Source organism: Streptomyces azureus (assembly GCF_001270025.1).
Taxonomy (GTDB): domain Bacteria; phylum Actinomycetota; class Actinomycetes; order Streptomycetales; family Streptomycetaceae; genus Streptomyces; species Streptomyces azureus.
On the sequence record NZ_DF968333.1, the window covers coordinates 31,746 to 49,028 of the forward strand.

Sequence of the window (17,283 nt, forward strand, 5' to 3'; positions counted from 1 at the left end):
GTCACGATGGTCGAAGCCCAATCCTTGAATCCTCGGTGGGACGCCCACGGCTCTTCGGGCACGGCCCTCGGCACGGGGGCCGGTGTCGCCCGGGGGCCTGTGTCGGCCCTGGCTCGCGGCCCGCCTAGTACGCTGACGGCCATCCCGGTGCCTGCGAGAGTGTGACTGTGACTTCCCTCCGACCCCGCCCTGAGCCAGCAGAGGTCGCCCGTGTGACCTCCACGGCCGCGGAGTTGCTGGAAGTCCTCTGGGGCCGGGCCTCCACGGCACCCGCCTCGGCGTCCCAGCTGCGCGTGCTGCTCATCCTGGAGCACCACGAGGGCATCAACCTGCGCACCCTCGCCGACTCCCTCGCCTCCACTCCGCCCTCGACCAGCCGGCTGTGCGACCGGCTCCAGGCGGCGGGGTTCGTCGAACGCGTGGTGAGCGCGGCGGACCGGCGCGAGGTACGGCTGCACCTCAGCGGGCGGGGCCGCGCCTTCCTGGCCGACCTGCGCATCCGCCGGGAACAGACGCTGCGCGCGGTGCTCGCCCAGATGCCCGCCGCCAAGCGGGTCGCACTGCTGCAAGGGCTGGAGGCGTTCTGCGACGCGGCCGCGGCCCAGATACACGACGACTCCGACGACTCCGCCGCGTCCGGTACCCGCACTGCCTGAATCGCCCGTCGTGGCACCGGGACGAACATTCCGGATCCTCCCCCGCGCCCGCATGGCACGGCTAGATTGTTGCCTCACGACTATAGTTGTCAAAAGACAACTGTCCGCTCCACGAGTCCCTTTGCCAACACCCGCACGCCGCACCGCCCCACCCTCCTGCCCGTACCGTGAGCACCGTGCGGGTACCCCGCCACCGCCCCGACCTGCGCCGACTGTGGTCAACGTCTCGACGGGGAGGACAGGGGGCATGAGCCGGGCGACTGGGGGTAGCGGGGCTGGAGGTGGCCTGTCGGGGGACGGGAGCGGGCCGGAACTACGAGGGAGGGCCCGTGACGGCGACGACGCGCATCGGTACGACGACGGATTCCGCCACCGACACCGGTGAGGAGCTGCCGCAGATCACCGAGCCGCAGAAGCTCGCCCCGCAGGACGCGCGCGGGCTGACCGGGCAGTTCCTCGAACGGCTCGCCGTACTGGAGGAGGGCACGCCCGAATACCAGTACGCGCGCAACACGCTCATCGAGATGAACATGTCGCTGGTGCGGTTCGCGGCCCGCCGGTTCCGTGCGAGCGGCCAGGCGATGGAGGACGTCGTCCAGGTCGGTGTCATCGGGCTGATCAAGGCCATCGACCGGTTCGAGGTCTCCCGCGAGGTCCAGTTCACCAGCTTCGCGGTGCCGTACATCATCGGCGAGATCAAGCGGTTCTTCCGCGACACTTCCTGGGCCGTGCACGTGCCGCGCCGCCTTCAGGAGGCCCGTACGGAACTCGCCAAGGCCACCGAGGAACTGTCCTCCCGCCTCGGCCGCGCGCCGAAGGTCGCGGAGCTGGCGGCGCTGATGAACCTCTCGGAGGAGGAGGTCGTCGAGGCCCAGGTCGCGGCGAACGGCTACCTCTCCTCGTCCCTGGACGCCGCCATCAGCGGCGACTCGGAGGAGAGCGACACCACGCTCTCCGAGTTCATCGGCGAGGAGGACCCGGCCCTCGAACTCGTCGAGGACTTCCACGCGCTGGCTCCCCTGGTCGCCGAACTCGACGAGCGCCAGCGCCTCATCCTCCATCTCCGCTTCGTCGAGGAACTCACCCAGGCGGAGATCGGCAAGCGCCTCGGCATCTCCCAGATGCACGTCTCCCGCCTGATCTCCCGGACGGTGGCCCGCCTGCGGTCGGGGATGCTGGCGACGGGCTAGAGCCGGTCTCAGAGCTCCAGCAGATCGATCCCATCGCCTCCCGCGAGGCCAGACGCGCTTAATGGTCGGTCCAGGCCCTTGGCGATCTCCTCGTCGCGGTTCGCCCTGCACGCCGGAGCCGCTGACGGTCCGTCCACCGGCCAGGAGGCCCGCCCCGGCGGTCCGGCATGCTTTCCGCGCGGAGGGGCCCCGGGCGGTCTGCCTGCTCCGGGCCTTCGCGGCCTTTGTGAGAGCGTCGGGGCAGCCGGTCACCGGCTCCGGGCGCTCCTCCACTCGCACTCCCCAAGCTCGCCCCGCCGGCCGACGGCACAGCCCGCGAGAGGGGCCCGCGCGTGCCTGGACCCAACTGGGCCCACCCTGGGCCGGACGGCCGACGCGGACTGGCGTACCGCCCAGGCGACTTCGCCCGCTACGTCCTCCTCGCCCCGGCGCCCGCGAGCTGTCACGCCACCGCAGGCTGAGCCGGAAACCACAGCGGCGCCCGAGCCGACCGAAGCCGACCCGGGCGCCGCGTAGCAGGTCAGGGGCTGTTGCCCCGGACCGCCTCCGGTAGGCCCTGTGGGACTCGAACCCACAACCAATGGATTAAAAGTCCACTGCTCTGCCAATTGAGCTAAGGGCCCAGGCGATGTTGCCCCCACGAGCATAGCCGGACGAGGCCGAGTCTCCGATCGGGTATCGGTTCCTGGCCGTGCCGGAGTGGGAACTGACCCTGTGACCGGTCCTGTGTCGGCCGCGGATCCACCCGTACGGGACCGAACGGCAGAGCGCCGCGACCCGCCCGTAGAAGGGGGCCACGGCGCTCGTCACGCCTGTGCGTCAGCTGTTGCGCTTCCAGCGCGGCTTGTCCTCGCGGCGCTGGAAGGAACCGCCGCCACGGTGGTCGTCACGACGACCCTGCGGACGGTCGTGCCCGGGACGGTCGTGCCCGCCGGAACGGAAGCCCGGACGGTCGTCCCGGCGGTCCCGGTTGAAGGGACGGTCGCTGCCACGGTGCCCACTGCGCTCGTCCCGGCGGAAGCCGCCGCGGTCGTCACGACGCTCGAACGGACGCCCGCCGCGGTCGTCACGACGCTCGAACGGACGGCCGCCACGGTCGTCACGACGCTCGAAGGAACGGCCGCCACGGTCGTCACGACGGAAGCCGCCGCGCTCACCCCGGTCGCCCCGGTCCGCCCGGTCGTCCCGGCGGAAACCACCACGGTCGCGGTCGCGGTCGAAGGAACGACCGCCACGGTCGCCGTCACGGTCCCGGTTGAACCCGCCGCGGTCGTCACGACGCTCGAAGGGACGGCCACCGCGGTCATCACGACGCTCGAAGGGACGGCCACCGCGGTCGTCACGACGCTCGAACGAACGCCCGCCACGGTCGTCACGACGCTCGAAGGAACGGCCACCGCGGTCCCGGTCGAAGGACCGGTCACGGTCGGCCGACCGGTCACGCCCGGCCCCGCCGCGCTCCTCACGCCGCTCCCGCCGCTCGTACGGTGCGGGAGCCTCGGCGCGCTGCTCGCGCTCGGCGTCCTGCGCGGTCCGCTGCTCCGGCACCGAGATCTCGACGCCGGCCGGAACCTCCACGGGCTCCCCGGCGATCACGGCCGCGGGCTCCTCGCCACGCTCCCGGGCGACCCGCGCGAGCAGCCGGTCGGACTCCTCGCGCAGCTCGTTCGCACGCCGCTGCGCCCGCTCCAGCTCCTTGGTGAGCTGGGCGACCTCGCGCTCGGCCTGCTGCGCGGCGTTGCCCACGGACTCGGCCTGGACCTCGGTCATCGACCGGGCGCCGGTGATCTCGGCGACCTCCGGGTCGAAGGCCGCGCCGCCCTGGATGATGTGGCGCGTGGCGTCGACGCCCGCGTCCTCCATCAGCCGGAAGATCTGACGCCGCTGGTGCGGCAGGGACAGGGACACGACCGTGCCCGTGCGGCCGGCACGCGCCGTACGGCCCGCGCGGTGCAGGTAGTCCTTGTGGTCGCCGGCCGGGTCCACGTTCAGCACCAGGTCGATGCCGTCGACGTGGATGCCGCGCGCCGCGACGTCGGTCGCGACGAGCACGTTGACGTACCCGTCCTTGAAGTCGGCCAGGGTCCGCGTCCGCGCGCCCTGGGTCATGCCGCCGTGCAGCGCGTCGGCCTTCACACCGGAGTCGCGCAGCTGCTCGGCGACGCGGTCGGCGCCCAGCTGGGTGCGGACGAAGATGATGGTGCGGCCCTTGCGGGAGGCGATCGCCGCGGTGACCGGCGCCTTGTCCTTGGGCTTCACGATCAGGATGTGGTGCGACATGGTCGTCACCGCGCCCTGGGCGGCGTCCACCTCGTGGTGGACCGGGTCCTTCAGGTACCGGTCGACGAGGGTCTTGATCTCGTTCTCCATGGTCGCGGAGAACAGCATGCGCTGACCGCCCGCCGGGATCTGGTCGAGCAGCTCCGTCACCTCGGGCAGGAAGCCCAGGTCGGACATCTGGTCGGCCTCGTCGAGAACGGCGATCTGCACGTTCTCCAGCGAGCAGGCGCCGCGGTTGATGATGTCGCGCAGCCGGCCCGGGGTGGCGACCAGGACGTCGACGCCCCTCTCCAGGGCGTAGATCTGGTTGCCCATGGACGTACCGCCGCAGACGACCTTCATCTTGAGGCCGAGGACGTCGCCGTAGGGCTGGAGCGCGTCGGCGACCTGCATGGCGAGCTCACGCGTCGGCGTGAGGATGACGGCCCGCGGCTTGTGCTTCTCGGTGCGGCCGCCGGCCAGCGTGGCCAGGGTCGGCAGACCGAAGGAGAGGGTCTTGCCGGAGCCGGTGCGGCCACGGCCGAGGATGTCCTTGCCGACCAGGGCGTCCGGGATGGTCGCGGCCTGGATCGGGAAGGGGGTGGTCACACCGTTCTGCGCGAGCTTGCGCACGACGCCCTCGGGGAGACCGAGGCCGGCGAAAGTGAGTTCGGGGGTGTCGTCGGCTGCCTCGTTCTCGGGCACGACGATGTGATCAGTACTGGCGATGGACATGCGAATGCGAAACCTTCCGGAGTCTCGTCGGCACGCGCCCGTCAACTCCGTGATTCGCGATTCGCAATACGACCGCCTCGATGCGGTCCACCACGGCAAAGGAGAGTACGCGCCACACGGCGCGCTCTGCGGTGGCGCCGGGCAAGATGGGATCAAACGATCTGCCACCATACGCACTCCGTGCCCCGCAAGGCAAACCGGACTGCGCAGGAGACAGCGGGCTGCTTTCCGACGGCCGGACAGCTTCCCGATCCCTCCCAACCAACCTCCGGCCGGAAATGTTCCCGCCGCGACGGCGCACTCCCGGCCTACGGCGGCGACCCGCCGCGACGGTGCGCTCCCGGCCCTACGCCGGCGACCCCGCCTCCGGCGCCGGCTCCCGCTGCGCCAGCTGCGGCCCCGGCGGCTCGTGCGCCGACGACGACGGCTCCGGCTTGTCCGTCGGCTCCGGCGACGAAGTCACCTCGGTCGGCGTCGGCGTGGGCTCAGGATCTGCCGACCGGGTGGGCGTCGGCGGCGGCGGCTTCGGCGTCGGCCTGGCCGACTTCCCCGGCTTTTCACGCCCCGGCGCCGAGGCGCTCACCACGGCGGACGGCGACGCCCCGGGAGCCGCCGGCTCGCCCGCCTCACCGCCCTTGCCCTTCCCGCCCTTCTTCCCCTTGCCACGCCCGCGCTCGCCGTCGGCCGCCGCCGCACCGAGCCCGGTACCGCCGCCCGACACCGCCGAGCCACCGTCGGGCGCCTCACCGCCCCGCTGCCCGGCGGAGTGCGACGGCTTGACGCTCCCGCCCGCGTCGTCGTCGCCGACGCTCATGCAGCCGGCGGCAGCGGCGACGGCCACGACCGTGGCGGCCAGACGGACGGGTACGTACAAGGGGCGCACGGGGCCACCTCCGGGAAGGGTGATGGAGTCAACACCTCCAACTCCCGCCGCCCACAAGAGGACACGCGCCCCGTATTCACAACCCGCTCAGCCGTAACCCAGGGCGTGAAGGCGCGCGTCGTCGATGCCGAAGTGGTGCGCGATCTCGTGCACCACTGTGATCTCCGTCTCGGCGACGACGTCCTCCCGTGACTCGCACATCCGCAACGTCGGATTCCGGTAGATGGTGATGCGGTCCGGCAGCACACCGGCGTACCACTCGCCCCGGTCGGTCAGCGGAGTCCCCTCGTACAGCCCGAGCAGCTCGGGATCGTCCGAGGGCGGATCGTCCTCGACGAACACCGCGACGTTGTCCATCAGTCGCGTCAACTCCGGCGGGATCCGGTCGAGCGCCTCGGCGACCAGTTCCTCGAACTCCTCGCGCGTCATCTCCAGCACAGGCCCATTGTCGGCCACGACACAGCCGTACGAGAGCCTTCCGGCGTCGCATATCCGGCCTCGGACTTGGGCATACGGGACCAATGGTCCGCGTCCCCGCTGTAGTCCGGAGTGTCCTGAACCCGATCCGCGAGGCCCCGCGCGCGCTCGCCCGGCGCTATCGCTCCCGCCAGGCCCCGGCCACGATCGCACTCGTGCCCCAGCCGCACCCGTGGTCCCGGGCGGTGGGACTCGTGGCCGTCGTCCTCCTCGGCGCCTGGCTGGGCCTGCTGGTCGTGGGCAACGTCAGGGTCCCGGTCGGCCCCATGAACACCACCATGGCTCTGCGGCCCTCCTTCACCGGCGGCACCAAGATCAACATTTCGCCCCTGGGCGCCCTCCAGCTGGACAGCCACATCGCCCCCGTCCGCCTGGACGTGAACGTCGACCAGCTCGACCCGGAGCGCTCCCAGGCTCTGGTGGACCACCCCGAACGGCTCTCCGGCCTCCAGGACGAGGTCACCCAGGACGTCGGACGCGGCACCCTCGACCTGGCCGTCCGCTCGAGCGTCGCCGTCGTCGGCGGCGCCACCGCACTCGGCCTCGCGGTCTACCGCCGGCCCCGCCGCGCCCTGGCCGCCGGCGGCCTCGCCCTCACCCTCCTCGCCGCCTCGGGCGGCACGGCGTACGCCACCTGGCGCCCCGACTCCGTCCTGGAACCCAAGTTCTCCGGACTGCTCACCTCGGCCCCCTCCCTGGTCGGCAACGCGCGCAGCATCGTCACCGAATTCGACGTCTACCAGAAGGAATTGGCCCGCCTGGTCACCAACGTCACCAAGCTCTACGACGCCACCTCGAACCTCCCGGCCTACGCACCCGACCCCTCCACCATCCGGGTCCTGCACGTCTCCGACATCCACCTGAACCCGGCGAGCTGGAAGATCATCGCCTCGCTGGTGGAGCAGTACAAGGTGGACGTGATCGTCGACTCGGGCGACACGATGGACCACGGCACGGCCGCCGAGAACGGCTTCCTGGACCCCATCGAGGACCTCGGGGCTCCCTACGTCTGGGTCCGTGGCAACCACGACTCGATGATCACCCAGCGCTACCTGGAGGGCCTGAAGAACGTCCACGTCCTGGACGACGGCCGGGCCAAGACGATCAAGGGCCTGCGCTTCGCGGGCATCGGTGACCCGCAGTTCACCCCGGACCGCTCGAAGCAGCCCGGCAACGAGCAGTCCCAGGAGCTGGCCGGCGCCCGCCTGGCCACGGCCCTGCGCGACCAGCGCACGGCCGGCACCCCGGTGGACATCGCCATCGCCCACGAGCCGTCGGCGGCCCGAGAGGTCGACGGCGAGGTGCCTCTGGTGCTGGCCGGCCACGTCCACCACGACGAGATGGAAGTCCTGAAGTACGGCACCCGGCTCCGCATCGAGGGCTCCACGGGCGGCAGCGGCCTGCGCGCCATCGAGGGCAAACACCCGGACCCCATCGAGGCGTCGATCCTGTACTTCGACCGGGACAACCGCCGTCTCCAGGCCTGGGACGAGATCGAACTGGGCGGCCTCGGCCTGACGACAGCCGAGGTCAGCCGCCACATCCCGGAGGAGAACCAGCCCGGCGCGACCCGGTCCCCGACCACCCCCACGACGGAGTCCCCGTCGGGGTCCCCGACGCCCTCCCCCTAAACCGTTTTGGCGATAGCTCCCGCCATCCCATATGCTTCTCACGTCCCCGACGCGCTGAGAAGCGCCCAGGCGGGCCGATAGCCCTCATCGTCTAGCGGCCTAGGACGCCGCCCTTTCAAGGCGGTAGCACGGGTTCGAATCCCGTTGGGGGCACGCACCACCCTGTGCGACACTGTCGTACGACACGCTTGGTCCTGTGGAGCAGTTTGGAGTGCTCGCCACCCTGTCAAGGTGGAGGCCGCGGGTTCAAATCCCGTCAGGACCGCTGAGGTTTCACGTGAAACCTCGTGGCTGGGTAGCTCAGTTGGTACGAGCGTCCGCCTGAAAAGCGGAAGGTCGCCGGTTCGACCCCGGCCCCAGCCACAACAGCCCTCAGGGCTTGAGCCCCTCTCCATCAACACTGGAGAGGGGCTCTTTCGTGTTCTTCCCGACCCCCGATGCCCGAGACCCAGTCAAGTGATCTTGAAGGGCTAGAATCGTGCCCCCCTCACCGACCCGAGGGGCTCACGCTGCGATGCGTGACGAAGGAACGGGGTGCACATGAAGAAGACAGTCGGCAGGATCGCCATCGCTTTCGCCGTGGCCATCGGCGGTGTGGTGGCCACCAGCGGGACTGCGAACGCGTACGGCACCGGGGAATGCAAGTACTCGAAGGAGAGGACGGGCTCCGGCAACGGGGACACGGTCATCCTTCAGATCTGGCGGTGCCCGGACGGGCACGACTACGCCAGGGGGATCATCTCCGGCAGCGCCAGCGCCTCCAAGGCCCGGGTGTGGCTGGACGACTCGATCAACGGCGGCAAGAGCTGGACCGCGCGCCAGTACACGACCAGCCCGTCCAGGTCGACGCAGACGCCACAGAACAACCTGCTCTACGACGGCTCGCCGCACAAGGTGCGGGCCTGTGGTGACACCAGCGGTCACCGGACCATCTGCACTGCCTGGTACTGACCCGGCCGGATGCCGATCCGCGTCACGAAGCCGCCGCTCACTCCTCGTGGGCGGCGGCTAGTGCGTACAGGGCTCCCACACGCCCCGCCTCCCGGCTCGGCCCCGCCCCACCGTCGGTGGCAAAAGCGTTAGCCATGAAATTCCCGGGGATGAGATCCTGGATCGCGTATGTCTACGCACCCCGCCCCCGCCCTCGGCGCCCTCGCCCCCCGCCTGACCGAGCTGTCCCTGCGCGACGCGCACCGCCTCGGGCGCAGGCTCGAAGGTGCGCGCAAGATCCGTAAGCCGGAGGCCCGGGCCGCCGTGCTGGCCGAGATCGAGGCGGAGATCGGCAAGGCCGAGGAGCGGATGGCCGGGCGACGCAGCCGTCTGCCCGAGATCACGTATCCCGAACAGCTGCCGGTCAGCCAGAAGAAGGACGAGATCGCCGACGCCATCCGCGACCATCAGGTCGTGATCGTCGCCGGTGAGACCGGTTCCGGGAAGACCACGCAGATCCCGAAGATCTGCATGGAGCTCGGCCGCGGGGTCCGCGGCATGATCGGGCACACTCAGCCCCGCCGTATCGCCGCCCGCACGGTCGCCGAGCGCGTGGCGCAGGAGCTGGACACCCCGCTGGGCGAGGCCGTCGGCTGGAAGGTCCGTTTCACCGACCAGGTCGACCCGGACGCCACCTTCGTCAAGCTCATGACGGACGGCATCCTGCTCGCCGAGATCCAGACCGACCGCGAGCTGCGCGCCTACGACACGATCATCATCGACGAGGCCCACGAGCGGTCCCTCAACATCGACTTCCTGCTGGGCTACCTCGCCCAGCTGCTGCCGAAGCGCCCCGACCTCAAGGTCGTCATCACCTCGGCCACCATTGACCCCGAGCGCTTCTCGCGGCACTTCGGCGACGCCCCGATCGTCGAGGTCAGCGGCCGTACGTACCCCGTGGAGGTCCGCTACCGGCCGCTCCTGGAGGAGGACGGCGACGACGCCGACCGCGACCAGATCACCGCGATCATCGACGCGGTGGAGGAGCTCCAGAAGGAGGGCCAGGGCGACATCCTGGTCTTCCTCTCCGGCGAGCGGGAGATCCGCGACACGGCAGACGCCCTGACCAAGAAGAACTACCGCTTCACGGAGATCCTGCCCCTCTACGCCCGGCTGTCGCACGCCGAACAGCACCGCGTTTTCCAGCCGCACACCGGCCGCAGGATCGTTCTGGCCACGAACGTCGCCGAGACCTCCCTCACCGTCCCGGGCATCAAGTACGTCATCGACCCGGGCTTCGCACGGATCTCCCGCTACAGCCATCGCACCAAGGTCCAGCGCCTCCCCATCGAGCCGGTCTCCCAGGCCAGCGCCAACCAGCGCAAGGGCCGCTGCGGCCGTACCTCGGACGGCATCTGCATCCGCCTCTACAGCGAGGACGACTTCGACGCCCGCCCGGAGTTCACGGACGCGGAGATCCTCCGTACGAACCTCGCCTCCGTCATCCTCCAGATGACCGCGGCCGGCCTCGGCGACATCGAGAAGTTCCCCTTCATCGACCCGCCGGACCACCGCAACATCCGCGACGGCGTGCAGCTCCTCCAGGAGCTGGGCGCCCTCGACCCGGCGCAGAAGGACCCCCGCAAGCGGCTCACGGACACCGGCCGCAAGCTCGCCCAGCTCCCCGTCGACCCGCGGCTGGCCCGCATGGTCCTGGAGGCGGACAAGAACGGCTGCGTGCGCGAGGTCATGGTCATAGCCGCCGCGCTGTCCATCCAGGACCCGCGCGAGCGCCCCGCCGACAAGCAGACCCAGGCCGATCAGCAACACGCCCGGTTCAAGGACGAGACCAGCGACTTCCTTGCCTACCTCAACCTCTGGCGCTACATCCGCGAGCAGCAGAGGGAGCGCGGCTCGTCCTCCTTCCGCCGGATGTGCAAGCAGGAGTACCTCAACTTCCTTCGCATCCGCGAATGGCAGGACATCTACAGCCAGTTGCGCACGGTCGCGAAGCAGATGGGCATCCACCTCAACGAGGACGACGCCCCGGCCGACCGCATCCACGTCTCCCTCCTCGCGGGCCTGCTGTCGCACATCGGCATGAAGGACGTGAAGGACGCCGGGGGGGAGGGCGGGAGAAACACGGGGAAGAACGAGTACCTGGGCGCCCGCAACGCCAAGTTCGCGATCTTCCCCGGCTCGGCACTCTTCAAGAAACCCCCGCGCTTCGTGATGTCCGCCGAGCTCGTCGAGACGTCCCGCCTCTGGGCTCGTGTCAACGCCAAGATCGAACCGGAGTGGGTCGAACCCCTCGCCGGCCATCTCCTCAAGCGCACATACAGCGAACCGCACTGGGAGAAGGACCAGGCCGCGGTGGTGGCGTACGAGAAGGTCACGCTCTACGGCGTGCCGATCGTGGCGCAGCGGAAGGTCAACTACGGCCGGATCGACCCGGAGGTCAGCCGCGAGCTGTTCATCCGGAACGCGCTCGTCGAGGGCGACTGGCGCACGCACCACAAGTTCTTCTCGGACAACCGCAGGCTCCTCACCGAGGTCGAGGAGCTGGAGCACCGGGCCCGGCGCCGGGACATCCTGGTCGACGACGAGACGCTGTTCGACTTCTACGACCAGCGGATCCCCGAACACGTCGTTTCCGGCGCGCACTTCGACTCCTGGTGGAAGCACAAGCGGCACGAACAGCCCGACTTCCTCGACTTCGAGCGCGAGATGCTCATCACCGAGAAGGCGGGCGAGGTCACCAAGGCCGACTACCCGGACTCCTGGCGCCAGGGCGATCTCAAGTTCCGTGTGACGTACCAGTTCGAGCCGGGCGCGGACGCCGACGGCGTGACCGTCCACATCCCGCTCCAGGTCCTCAACCAGGTCACGGACGAGGGCTTCGACTGGCAGATCCCGGGCCTGCGGGAGGAGCTCGTCACGGAGCTCATCCGGTCCCTGCCCAAGCCGATCCGCCGCAACTACGTCCCGGCGCCGAATTACGCGCAGGCGTTCCTCGACCGCGCGGTCCCGCACCAGGAGCCCCTCACCACGACCATGACCCGCGAACTGCGGCGCATGGTCGGCGTGCCCTTCGAGTCGGACGACTTCGACTGGTCCAAGGTCCCCGACCATCTCAAGGTCACGTTCCGGATCGTCGACGAGCGGCGCCGCAAGCTCGCCGAGGACAAGGACCTTCAGGCTCTGAAGCTCAGGCTCCGGCCGAAGGCCCGCAAGGCCCTCTCCCAGGCGGCGGCCGCCACGGCGGAACGTCAGGGCGGCGAGTCCCTGGAGCGAAAGGGCCTCACCGACTGGACGATCGGCACCCTCACCCGCGTCTTCGAGACCAGGCGGGCCGGCCAGCCGGTGAAGGCGTACCCGGCGCTGGTCGACGACGGCGACACGGTCTCCGTACGCCTCTTCGACACGGAGGCCGAGCAGCAGCAGGCCATGTGGAAGGGCACCCGCCGCCTGATCCTGCGCAACATCCCGGTGAACCCGGCGAAGTTCGCCTCCGAGAAGCTGACGAACGCGCAGAAGCTGGCGCTGTCCGCGAATCCGCACGGCTCCATCCAGGCGCTGTTCGACGACTGCGCGATGGCGGCAGCCGACAAACTCATCGCGGACTTCGGCGGGCCGGCGTGGGACGAGGAGTCGTACCGCAAGCTGTACGACAAGGTGCGCGCCGAGATCGTCGACACGACCGTCCGTACGGTGGGCCAGGTGCAGCAGGTCCTGGCCGCCTGGCAGGCCTGTGAACGCCGTCTGAAGGCCGTACGCAGCCCCGCGCTGCTGCCGAACCTCCAGGACGTGCGGAGGCAGCTGGACGCCCTCGTGAAGCCCGGCTTCGTGACGGAGGCGGGTCTGCGTCGCTTGCCGGACCTGATGCGGTACCTGGTGGCCGCGGACCGGCGTCTGACGCAGATGCCGACGAACGTCCAGCGGGACACCACGCGGATGCAGAAGGTCCACGAGATGCAGGACGAGTACGCCTGGCTCCTGGAGCAGATGCCGCAGGGCCGGCCGGTGCCGTCGTCGGTCCTGGACATCCGCTGGATGATCGAGGAGCTCCGGGTCAGCTACTTCGCCCACGCGCTGGGCACGGCGTACCCCGTGTCCGACAAGCGGATCGTGAAGGCGATCGACGCGGCGGTGCCGTAACGGCGTGCGCACGCAGGGTGAGTTCGACCAGGGCTCCACGCTCCTGTACAGTCTCTTCTCGCAGCGCAACGCACGAATGGCGCCGCGAAACCTGGTCCTGTGGAGCAGTTTGGAGTGCTCGCCACCCTGTCAAGGTGGAGGCCGCGGGTTCAAATCCCGTCAGGACCGCAGTGAGGAAAGAGGGCTCGCACCCCGCAAGGGGCGCGGGCCCTTTCTCGTGACCAGCGACCGCGCCCCCTCGCCACCCCGTCAAGGCGGAGGCCGCGCCTGCGGCTCAGCCGCGATCAGACACAGCAAATCCCGTCAGGACCGCAGCGAATGAGCCCGGATCTTCGGATCCGGGCTCTTCTCGTTGCCCGGACCCCGCCGCGTTCAGGTTCCTTCGTGCGTCCCTGACCTGCGAGATGACCCTTCGCGGCCCCTCACGCCGTCTTGACGGCCTGTCGTTCCCCCGGTACCCAGAAACCAGGGCCGTTCCCCGTTCGGCCTTCTGGAGGTGGCGTATGGCGGCATCGGCTAGGCACGAGACGCGGGCTCTGCTCCGTGCGCACCTGGCGGCCGCGTCGTCGTACCGGCATCTCACTCGCCACTGCCCGATCTGCCATCACCTGCTGCGGCTGGCGATGGAGTCCGCCCAGTCCGCCCCTCGCACCGCCCAGGCCTCCCAGGGGGCCGTCGAGACCGAGAGCCCGGCGCGGGCATGACCGGAGGCCGGTCTCAACACCCGTCCGTGCAGGGGCTTCTGGAGCCGGTGGTTCCACTACCGCAGCTGCGGCGGAGCTAACAAGCCGCTCGGTATGTGACGGGTGTCACTGCATGAGTTTTGGAAAGTGCGGTACTTACACCCCGCCTACAACAGGTCAATTTAATATGTGCAATTGCACCCCTTCGACGGTGCTGCACACAGGGGATCCGCCACCCCTCCCCAGACTCCGACAAGGCCGCTCACAACAGGGCTCAGCAGACCGACAGCCGGCACACAAAAAAGATCGCGCTGGACCCGGCGGAGTCCAGCGCGACCGACGACGCACCCTGTTATATGCCTGGAGAGCTCTGACTGGCGTGGGCGTGGGGCCTGTTGGGGCAGGACCCGCGTCGCTTGGAGCTGTGGTTCCGGACGCCTCGGCTGACAGGGGACCAGCCGGTTTGCCCGGTTATTCAGTTGTTCAGGCCTCGCTGCGCTGCTGCGGAATGCCCGCGAGCAGAGCGCGGACCTCGGCCTCGCGGTAGCGACGATGCCCGCCGAGCGTGCGGATCGACGTGAGCTTGCCGGCCTTCGCCCACCGCGTGACCGTCTTGGGGTCGACGCGGAACATGGTGGCGACCTCAGCCGGGGTCAGCAGCGGCTCGGCATCAGGGGTGCGAGCGGTCATGAGCGGCCTCCTCGGGAGAACCGAACCTTCTCGGTTCTTTCCTCTAAATTCTGCACCTTGACCCGCGTTGCCCGAAATGGCGGACGCGAGTCGAGTCGGTTATAGGACGAACGGCTTGTCCTCGGCACTACAACTACACCATCTGTCCAGCCGCGTCGGCCAAACCGATGGAATTGCCCTCCCAGGTGTTCATCAGCGACGGAAGCCGATGGACCATGCCATAGCGGACAGTCACGCCACTGTGACGATCAGTCACAGGACGATCAGGAGTCACCAGACCCCCCAAAGCGTGCAATGCGGAGATTCCGCCCACGATGCAGCACAACGGGACGGAAGGAGCCCCCCGGACTCCTTGTCCTATTTTGGCATGAGGAGGGGCAAGGGACGCAAGGGCCATGTACGTGCAGTCCGTCACGTTTGGCCTACTTGAGAGGTACGCCCGGATCAGGACCTACGTCCGTTGTTGACAAGGCGTCAGTAGACGCAGAGCGCACTTCGGGAACGTCGGTGCGAGGACAAAACCCCAAAACGGGCGGTACGTCAAACGCCTGTTCGTGACCGGTCGCGAGCGGTCCGTAGGAACCGAAGGTCAGAGGTCAGTTCGCCGACCGCAGATCCCGTACGGAACGCCACCGCTCCACCAGACGTGCGTACGCCTCCCCCGCGGCCGCCCCGTCGCCCCGGCGCAGCGCGGCGATGCCCTCGGCCACGTCCGCGGCCGAGTGGTCGTCCTCCAGCGCCCCGGCCGGCAGGGCGTGCACCAGGCCGCCGTAGTCCAGCTCCACGAGCGAGCGCGGGTGGAACTCCTCCAGCCAGCGCCCGACGTCCACCAGGCCGTCGATCAGCGGCCCCTCGTCCATGGCCTCCTTCAGGGCCCGCAGGCCCCGGGCCACGCGCCGCCGGGCCTGGACCATGGGAGTGCGGTAGCGCAGCACCGGCGTGCCGTCCTCGCTGTCGCCCTTGTCGTACTCGCGCTCCTCGTCGGCGACCAGCACGAACCAGTTGATCGGCACCTGCCAGGTCGCCGTACGGATCCACGGCCGGGCGTCCGGGTTCTCCGCCAGCCAGCGCTCGTAGTCCTGGGCCGCCTGCTGGCGCAGGAAGGGCGGCAGGACCGCGTCCAGGACGGGCGGCGGGAGCTCCTCGGAGAGCTCTTCCAGGGCCTGCCAGCCGCGCAGCCGGGTGCGCCAGGGGCAGACGCAGACGACGCCGTCGACGTCCAGCACGAAGGCGTCCTGGCTCTCGTGCACCGGCACCAGGACCGGCGGGGTGGGCGCCAAGTCGGCCAGGGCGCGGCGGAGTTCGTCCTGGTACGAGGGGCGGTCGGGACGGCGCGCGTAGCGGGCCCAGTGGCTGCGCTCCGGCTCCGGGAAGGCGGCCAGCGGTTCGTACACGCGCAGATAGGTCGCGTAGGGAACGATCACCGAGGACACCTTGGGCACGCCTGCTCCCTCCCCCGCGCACGGTCGCGAAAACCTGCGGAACCCACTCACAAACGCGCGGGAAATCTATGCAAATCGTCGCACGGGTGTACTCCGGTCGGAGGTGATCCTGAGCACTGTGCGGCCGGCGGGCCCCCCAGGCTCTAATCTCGTGCTCAACAGCCCCGCCACCCGCACGGGAGCTGGTCTCCACCCGCCGCAACTTACTCAGGAGTCACCACAGTGACCGACGTAACCGGCGCACCTGCTGATGTACTGCACACCCTGTTCCACTCGGACCAGGGCGGACATGAGCAAGTCGTGCTCTGCCAGGACCGCGCGAGCGGCCTCAAGGCCGTCATCGCCATCCACTCCACCGCCCTGGGCCCCGCGCTCGGCGGTACGCGCTTCTACCCGTACGCGAACGAGGCCGAGGCCGTCGCCGACGCGCTGAACCTCGCCCGCGGGATGTCGTACAAGAACGCCATGGCCGGCCTCGACCACGGTGGCGGCAAGGCCGTGATCATCGGCGACCCGGAGCGGATCAAGACCGAGGAGCTGCTCCGCGCCTATGGCCGGTTCGTCGCCTCCCTCGGCGGCCGCTACGTCACCGCCTGCGACGTCGGCACGTACGTCGCCGACATGGACATCGTGGCCCGCGAGTGCCGCTGGACCACCGGCCGCTCCCCGGAGAACGGCGGCGCCGGGGACTCCTCCGTCCTCACCGCCTACGGCGTCTACCAGGGCATGCGGGCCTCCGCGCAGCACCTGTGGGGCGACCCCTCGCTGCGCGGCCGCCGGGTCGGCATCGCGGGCGTCGGCAAGGTCGGCCACCACCTCGTGGAGCACCTGCGGACAGAGGGCGCCGAGGTCTTCGTCACGGACGTGCGCGAGGAGGCCGTGGGGCGGGTCCTCGCCGCGCACGCGACGGGTGTCACGGCCGTCGCCGACACCGCGACCCTGATCCGCGTGGACGACCTCGACATCTACGCCCCGTGCGCTCTCGGCGGGGCCCTGAACGACGACACGGTGCCGGTGCTGACCGCGAAGGTGGTCTGCGGCGCCGCCAACAACCAGCTCGCCCACCCGGGCGTGGAGAAGGACCTCGCCGACCGCGGGATCCTCTACGCGCCGGACTACGTGGTGAACGCCGGCGGCGTCATCCAGGTGGCCGACGAGCTGCACGGCTTCGACTTCGAGCGGTGCAAGGCAAAGGCGGCGAAGATCTTCGACACCACGCTGGCCATATTCGCACGTGCGAAGGGAGACGGCATTCCGCCGGCTGCCGCGGCCGACCGGATCGCCGAGCAGCGCATGCACGACGCGGCCACGGCCCGCCGGGCGCGCTGATTCGAGAGCGCCCTCGCACGTTTGGCCGGTACCCGTCGGTGGGCAGTTAGAGAGAACTCTCACTTCTACCGGCGGGTCGACCGCCGATAAGTGGTTAAAATCGCGGTTGACCAGCGAGGACGGGGCGCCTCGAAGGTCCTGGGCGCGGGCACGTCATGCGGGCGACGTACCGTATGGGCGCGGGCTCAGGTACCGTGGAAGCCCTACGGCACGGTCTCTC

At 69.8% G+C, this 17,283-nt stretch carries 12 protein-coding genes and 5 tRNA genes; 11 read left to right on the top strand and 6 right to left on the bottom strand.

The window, feature by feature from the left end:
• Positions 1-212: 212 nt before the first annotated feature.
• Together AOQ53_RS24920 and AOQ53_RS24925 are read left to right on the top strand one after the other, a co-directional pair.
• On the top strand, positions 213-656 hold the full coding sequence (locus tag AOQ53_RS24920; protein WP_059420580.1) for a MarR family transcriptional regulator: 444 nt from the start codon (positions 213-215) through the stop codon (positions 654-656).
• Between the two features lie 329 nt (positions 657-985).
• Entirely contained in the window at positions 986-1,846 is an 861-nt protein-coding gene (locus AOQ53_RS24925; RefSeq protein WP_059420581.1) for an RNA polymerase sigma factor SigF, read from the top strand.
• A gap of 550 nt (positions 1,847-2,396) precedes the next feature.
• Here AOQ53_RS24925 and AOQ53_RS24930 read toward each other — a convergent pair.
• The 4 genes from AOQ53_RS24930 to AOQ53_RS24945 form a co-directional block, all read right to left on the bottom strand.
• Positions 2,397-2,469, bottom strand: a tRNA-Lys gene (locus AOQ53_RS24930).
• Between the two features lie 196 nt (positions 2,470-2,665).
• Positions 2,666-4,840 carry a DEAD/DEAH box helicase gene (locus AOQ53_RS24935; protein WP_059420583.1) on the bottom strand — a complete coding sequence of 725 codons (2,175 nt, stop codon included), beginning with the start codon at positions 4,838-4,840 and terminating at the stop codon, positions 2,666-2,668.
• Positions 4,841-5,186: 346 nt separating this feature from the next.
• Positions 5,187-5,723 carry a hypothetical protein gene (locus tag AOQ53_RS24940; RefSeq protein ID WP_059420585.1) on the bottom strand — a complete coding sequence of 179 codons (537 nt, stop codon included), beginning with the start codon at positions 5,721-5,723 and terminating at the stop codon, positions 5,187-5,189.
• 87 nt (positions 5,724-5,810) lie between these two features.
• Positions 5,811-6,161 (bottom strand): metallopeptidase family protein, encoded by a 351-nt coding sequence (locus tag AOQ53_RS24945; protein ID WP_059420586.1) that lies wholly within the window; start codon positions 6,159-6,161, stop codon positions 5,811-5,813.
• An 83-nt stretch (positions 6,162-6,244) separates the two neighbouring features.
• Between AOQ53_RS24945 and AOQ53_RS24950 the strand changes: the two genes are divergently transcribed.
• The 8 genes from AOQ53_RS24950 to AOQ53_RS24985 all read left to right on the top strand — a co-directional run bounded on the left by AOQ53_RS24950 (position 6,245) and on the right by AOQ53_RS24985 (position 13,623).
• Positions 6,245-7,831, top strand: coding sequence for a metallophosphoesterase family protein (locus AOQ53_RS24950; RefSeq protein ID WP_059420588.1), 1,587 nt, complete (start codon positions 6,245-6,247; stop codon positions 7,829-7,831).
• 80 nt (positions 7,832-7,911) lie between these two features.
• Positions 7,912-7,984: transfer RNA gene (locus AOQ53_RS24955), tRNA-Glu, on the top strand.
• Between the two features lie 37 nt (positions 7,985-8,021).
• A tRNA-Asp gene (locus AOQ53_RS24960) sits at positions 8,022-8,096 on the top strand.
• A gap of 24 nt (positions 8,097-8,120) precedes the next feature.
• A tRNA-Phe gene (locus AOQ53_RS24965) sits at positions 8,121-8,194 on the top strand.
• 177 nt (positions 8,195-8,371) lie between these two features.
• Positions 8,372-8,782, top strand: a complete 411-nt coding sequence (locus tag AOQ53_RS24970) for a hypothetical protein (RefSeq protein ID WP_059420589.1) — start codon at positions 8,372-8,374, stop codon at positions 8,780-8,782.
• A gap of 168 nt (positions 8,783-8,950) precedes the next feature.
• Complete coding sequence (gene hrpA / locus AOQ53_RS24975; RefSeq protein WP_059420590.1) at positions 8,951-12,919, top strand: ATP-dependent RNA helicase HrpA; 3,969 nt, start codon at positions 8,951-8,953, stop codon at positions 12,917-12,919.
• Positions 12,920-13,012: 93 nt separating this feature from the next.
• Positions 13,013-13,087: transfer RNA gene (locus AOQ53_RS24980), tRNA-Asp, on the top strand.
• Positions 13,088-13,422: 335 nt separating this feature from the next.
• Positions 13,423-13,623 carry a DUF6274 family protein gene (locus AOQ53_RS24985; RefSeq protein WP_059420591.1) on the top strand — a complete coding sequence of 67 codons (201 nt, stop codon included), beginning with the start codon at positions 13,423-13,425 and terminating at the stop codon, positions 13,621-13,623.
• A gap of 462 nt (positions 13,624-14,085) precedes the next feature.
• Here AOQ53_RS24985 and bldC read toward each other — a convergent pair whose 3' ends face one another.
• On the bottom strand, positions 14,086-14,292 hold the full coding sequence (gene bldC, locus AOQ53_RS24990; protein ID WP_003949541.1) for a developmental transcriptional regulator BldC: 207 nt from the start codon (positions 14,290-14,292) through the stop codon (positions 14,086-14,088).
• A gap of 596 nt (positions 14,293-14,888) precedes the next feature.
• Entirely contained in the window at positions 14,889-15,734 is an 846-nt protein-coding gene (locus tag AOQ53_RS24995; RefSeq protein WP_059420593.1) for a hypothetical protein, read from the bottom strand.
• A 222-nt stretch (positions 15,735-15,956) separates the two neighbouring features.
• Between AOQ53_RS24995 and AOQ53_RS25000 the strand changes: the two genes are divergently transcribed.
• The gene (locus AOQ53_RS25000; protein WP_059420594.1) at positions 15,957-17,063 is read left to right on the top strand and encodes a Leu/Phe/Val dehydrogenase; all 1,107 of its coding nucleotides are present in this window, start codon (positions 15,957-15,959) and stop codon (positions 17,061-17,063) included.
• Positions 17,064-17,283: the final 220 nt, after the last annotated feature.

What these genes read in the sequence shown, in the direction of transcription:
- AOQ53_RS24950 (WP_059420588.1), top strand. Translation starts at nt 6,245, where the DNA reads ATGGTCCGCGTCCCCGCTGTAGTCCGGAGTGTCCTGAACCCGATCCGC.
- bldC (WP_003949541.1), bottom strand. Translation starts at nt 14,292, where the DNA reads ATGACCGCTCGCACCCCTGATGCCGAGCCGCTGCTGACCCCGGCTGAG.
- AOQ53_RS24970 (WP_059420589.1), top strand. Translation starts at nt 8,372, where the DNA reads ATGAAGAAGACAGTCGGCAGGATCGCCATCGCTTTCGCCGTGGCCATC.
- AOQ53_RS24985 (WP_059420591.1), top strand. Translation starts at nt 13,423, where the DNA reads ATGGCGGCATCGGCTAGGCACGAGACGCGGGCTCTGCTCCGTGCGCAC.
- hrpA (WP_059420590.1), top strand. Translation starts at nt 8,951, where the DNA reads ATGTCTACGCACCCCGCCCCCGCCCTCGGCGCCCTCGCCCCCCGCCTG.
- AOQ53_RS24935 (WP_059420583.1), bottom strand. Translation starts at nt 4,840, where the DNA reads ATGTCCATCGCCAGTACTGATCACATCGTCGTGCCCGAGAACGAGGCA.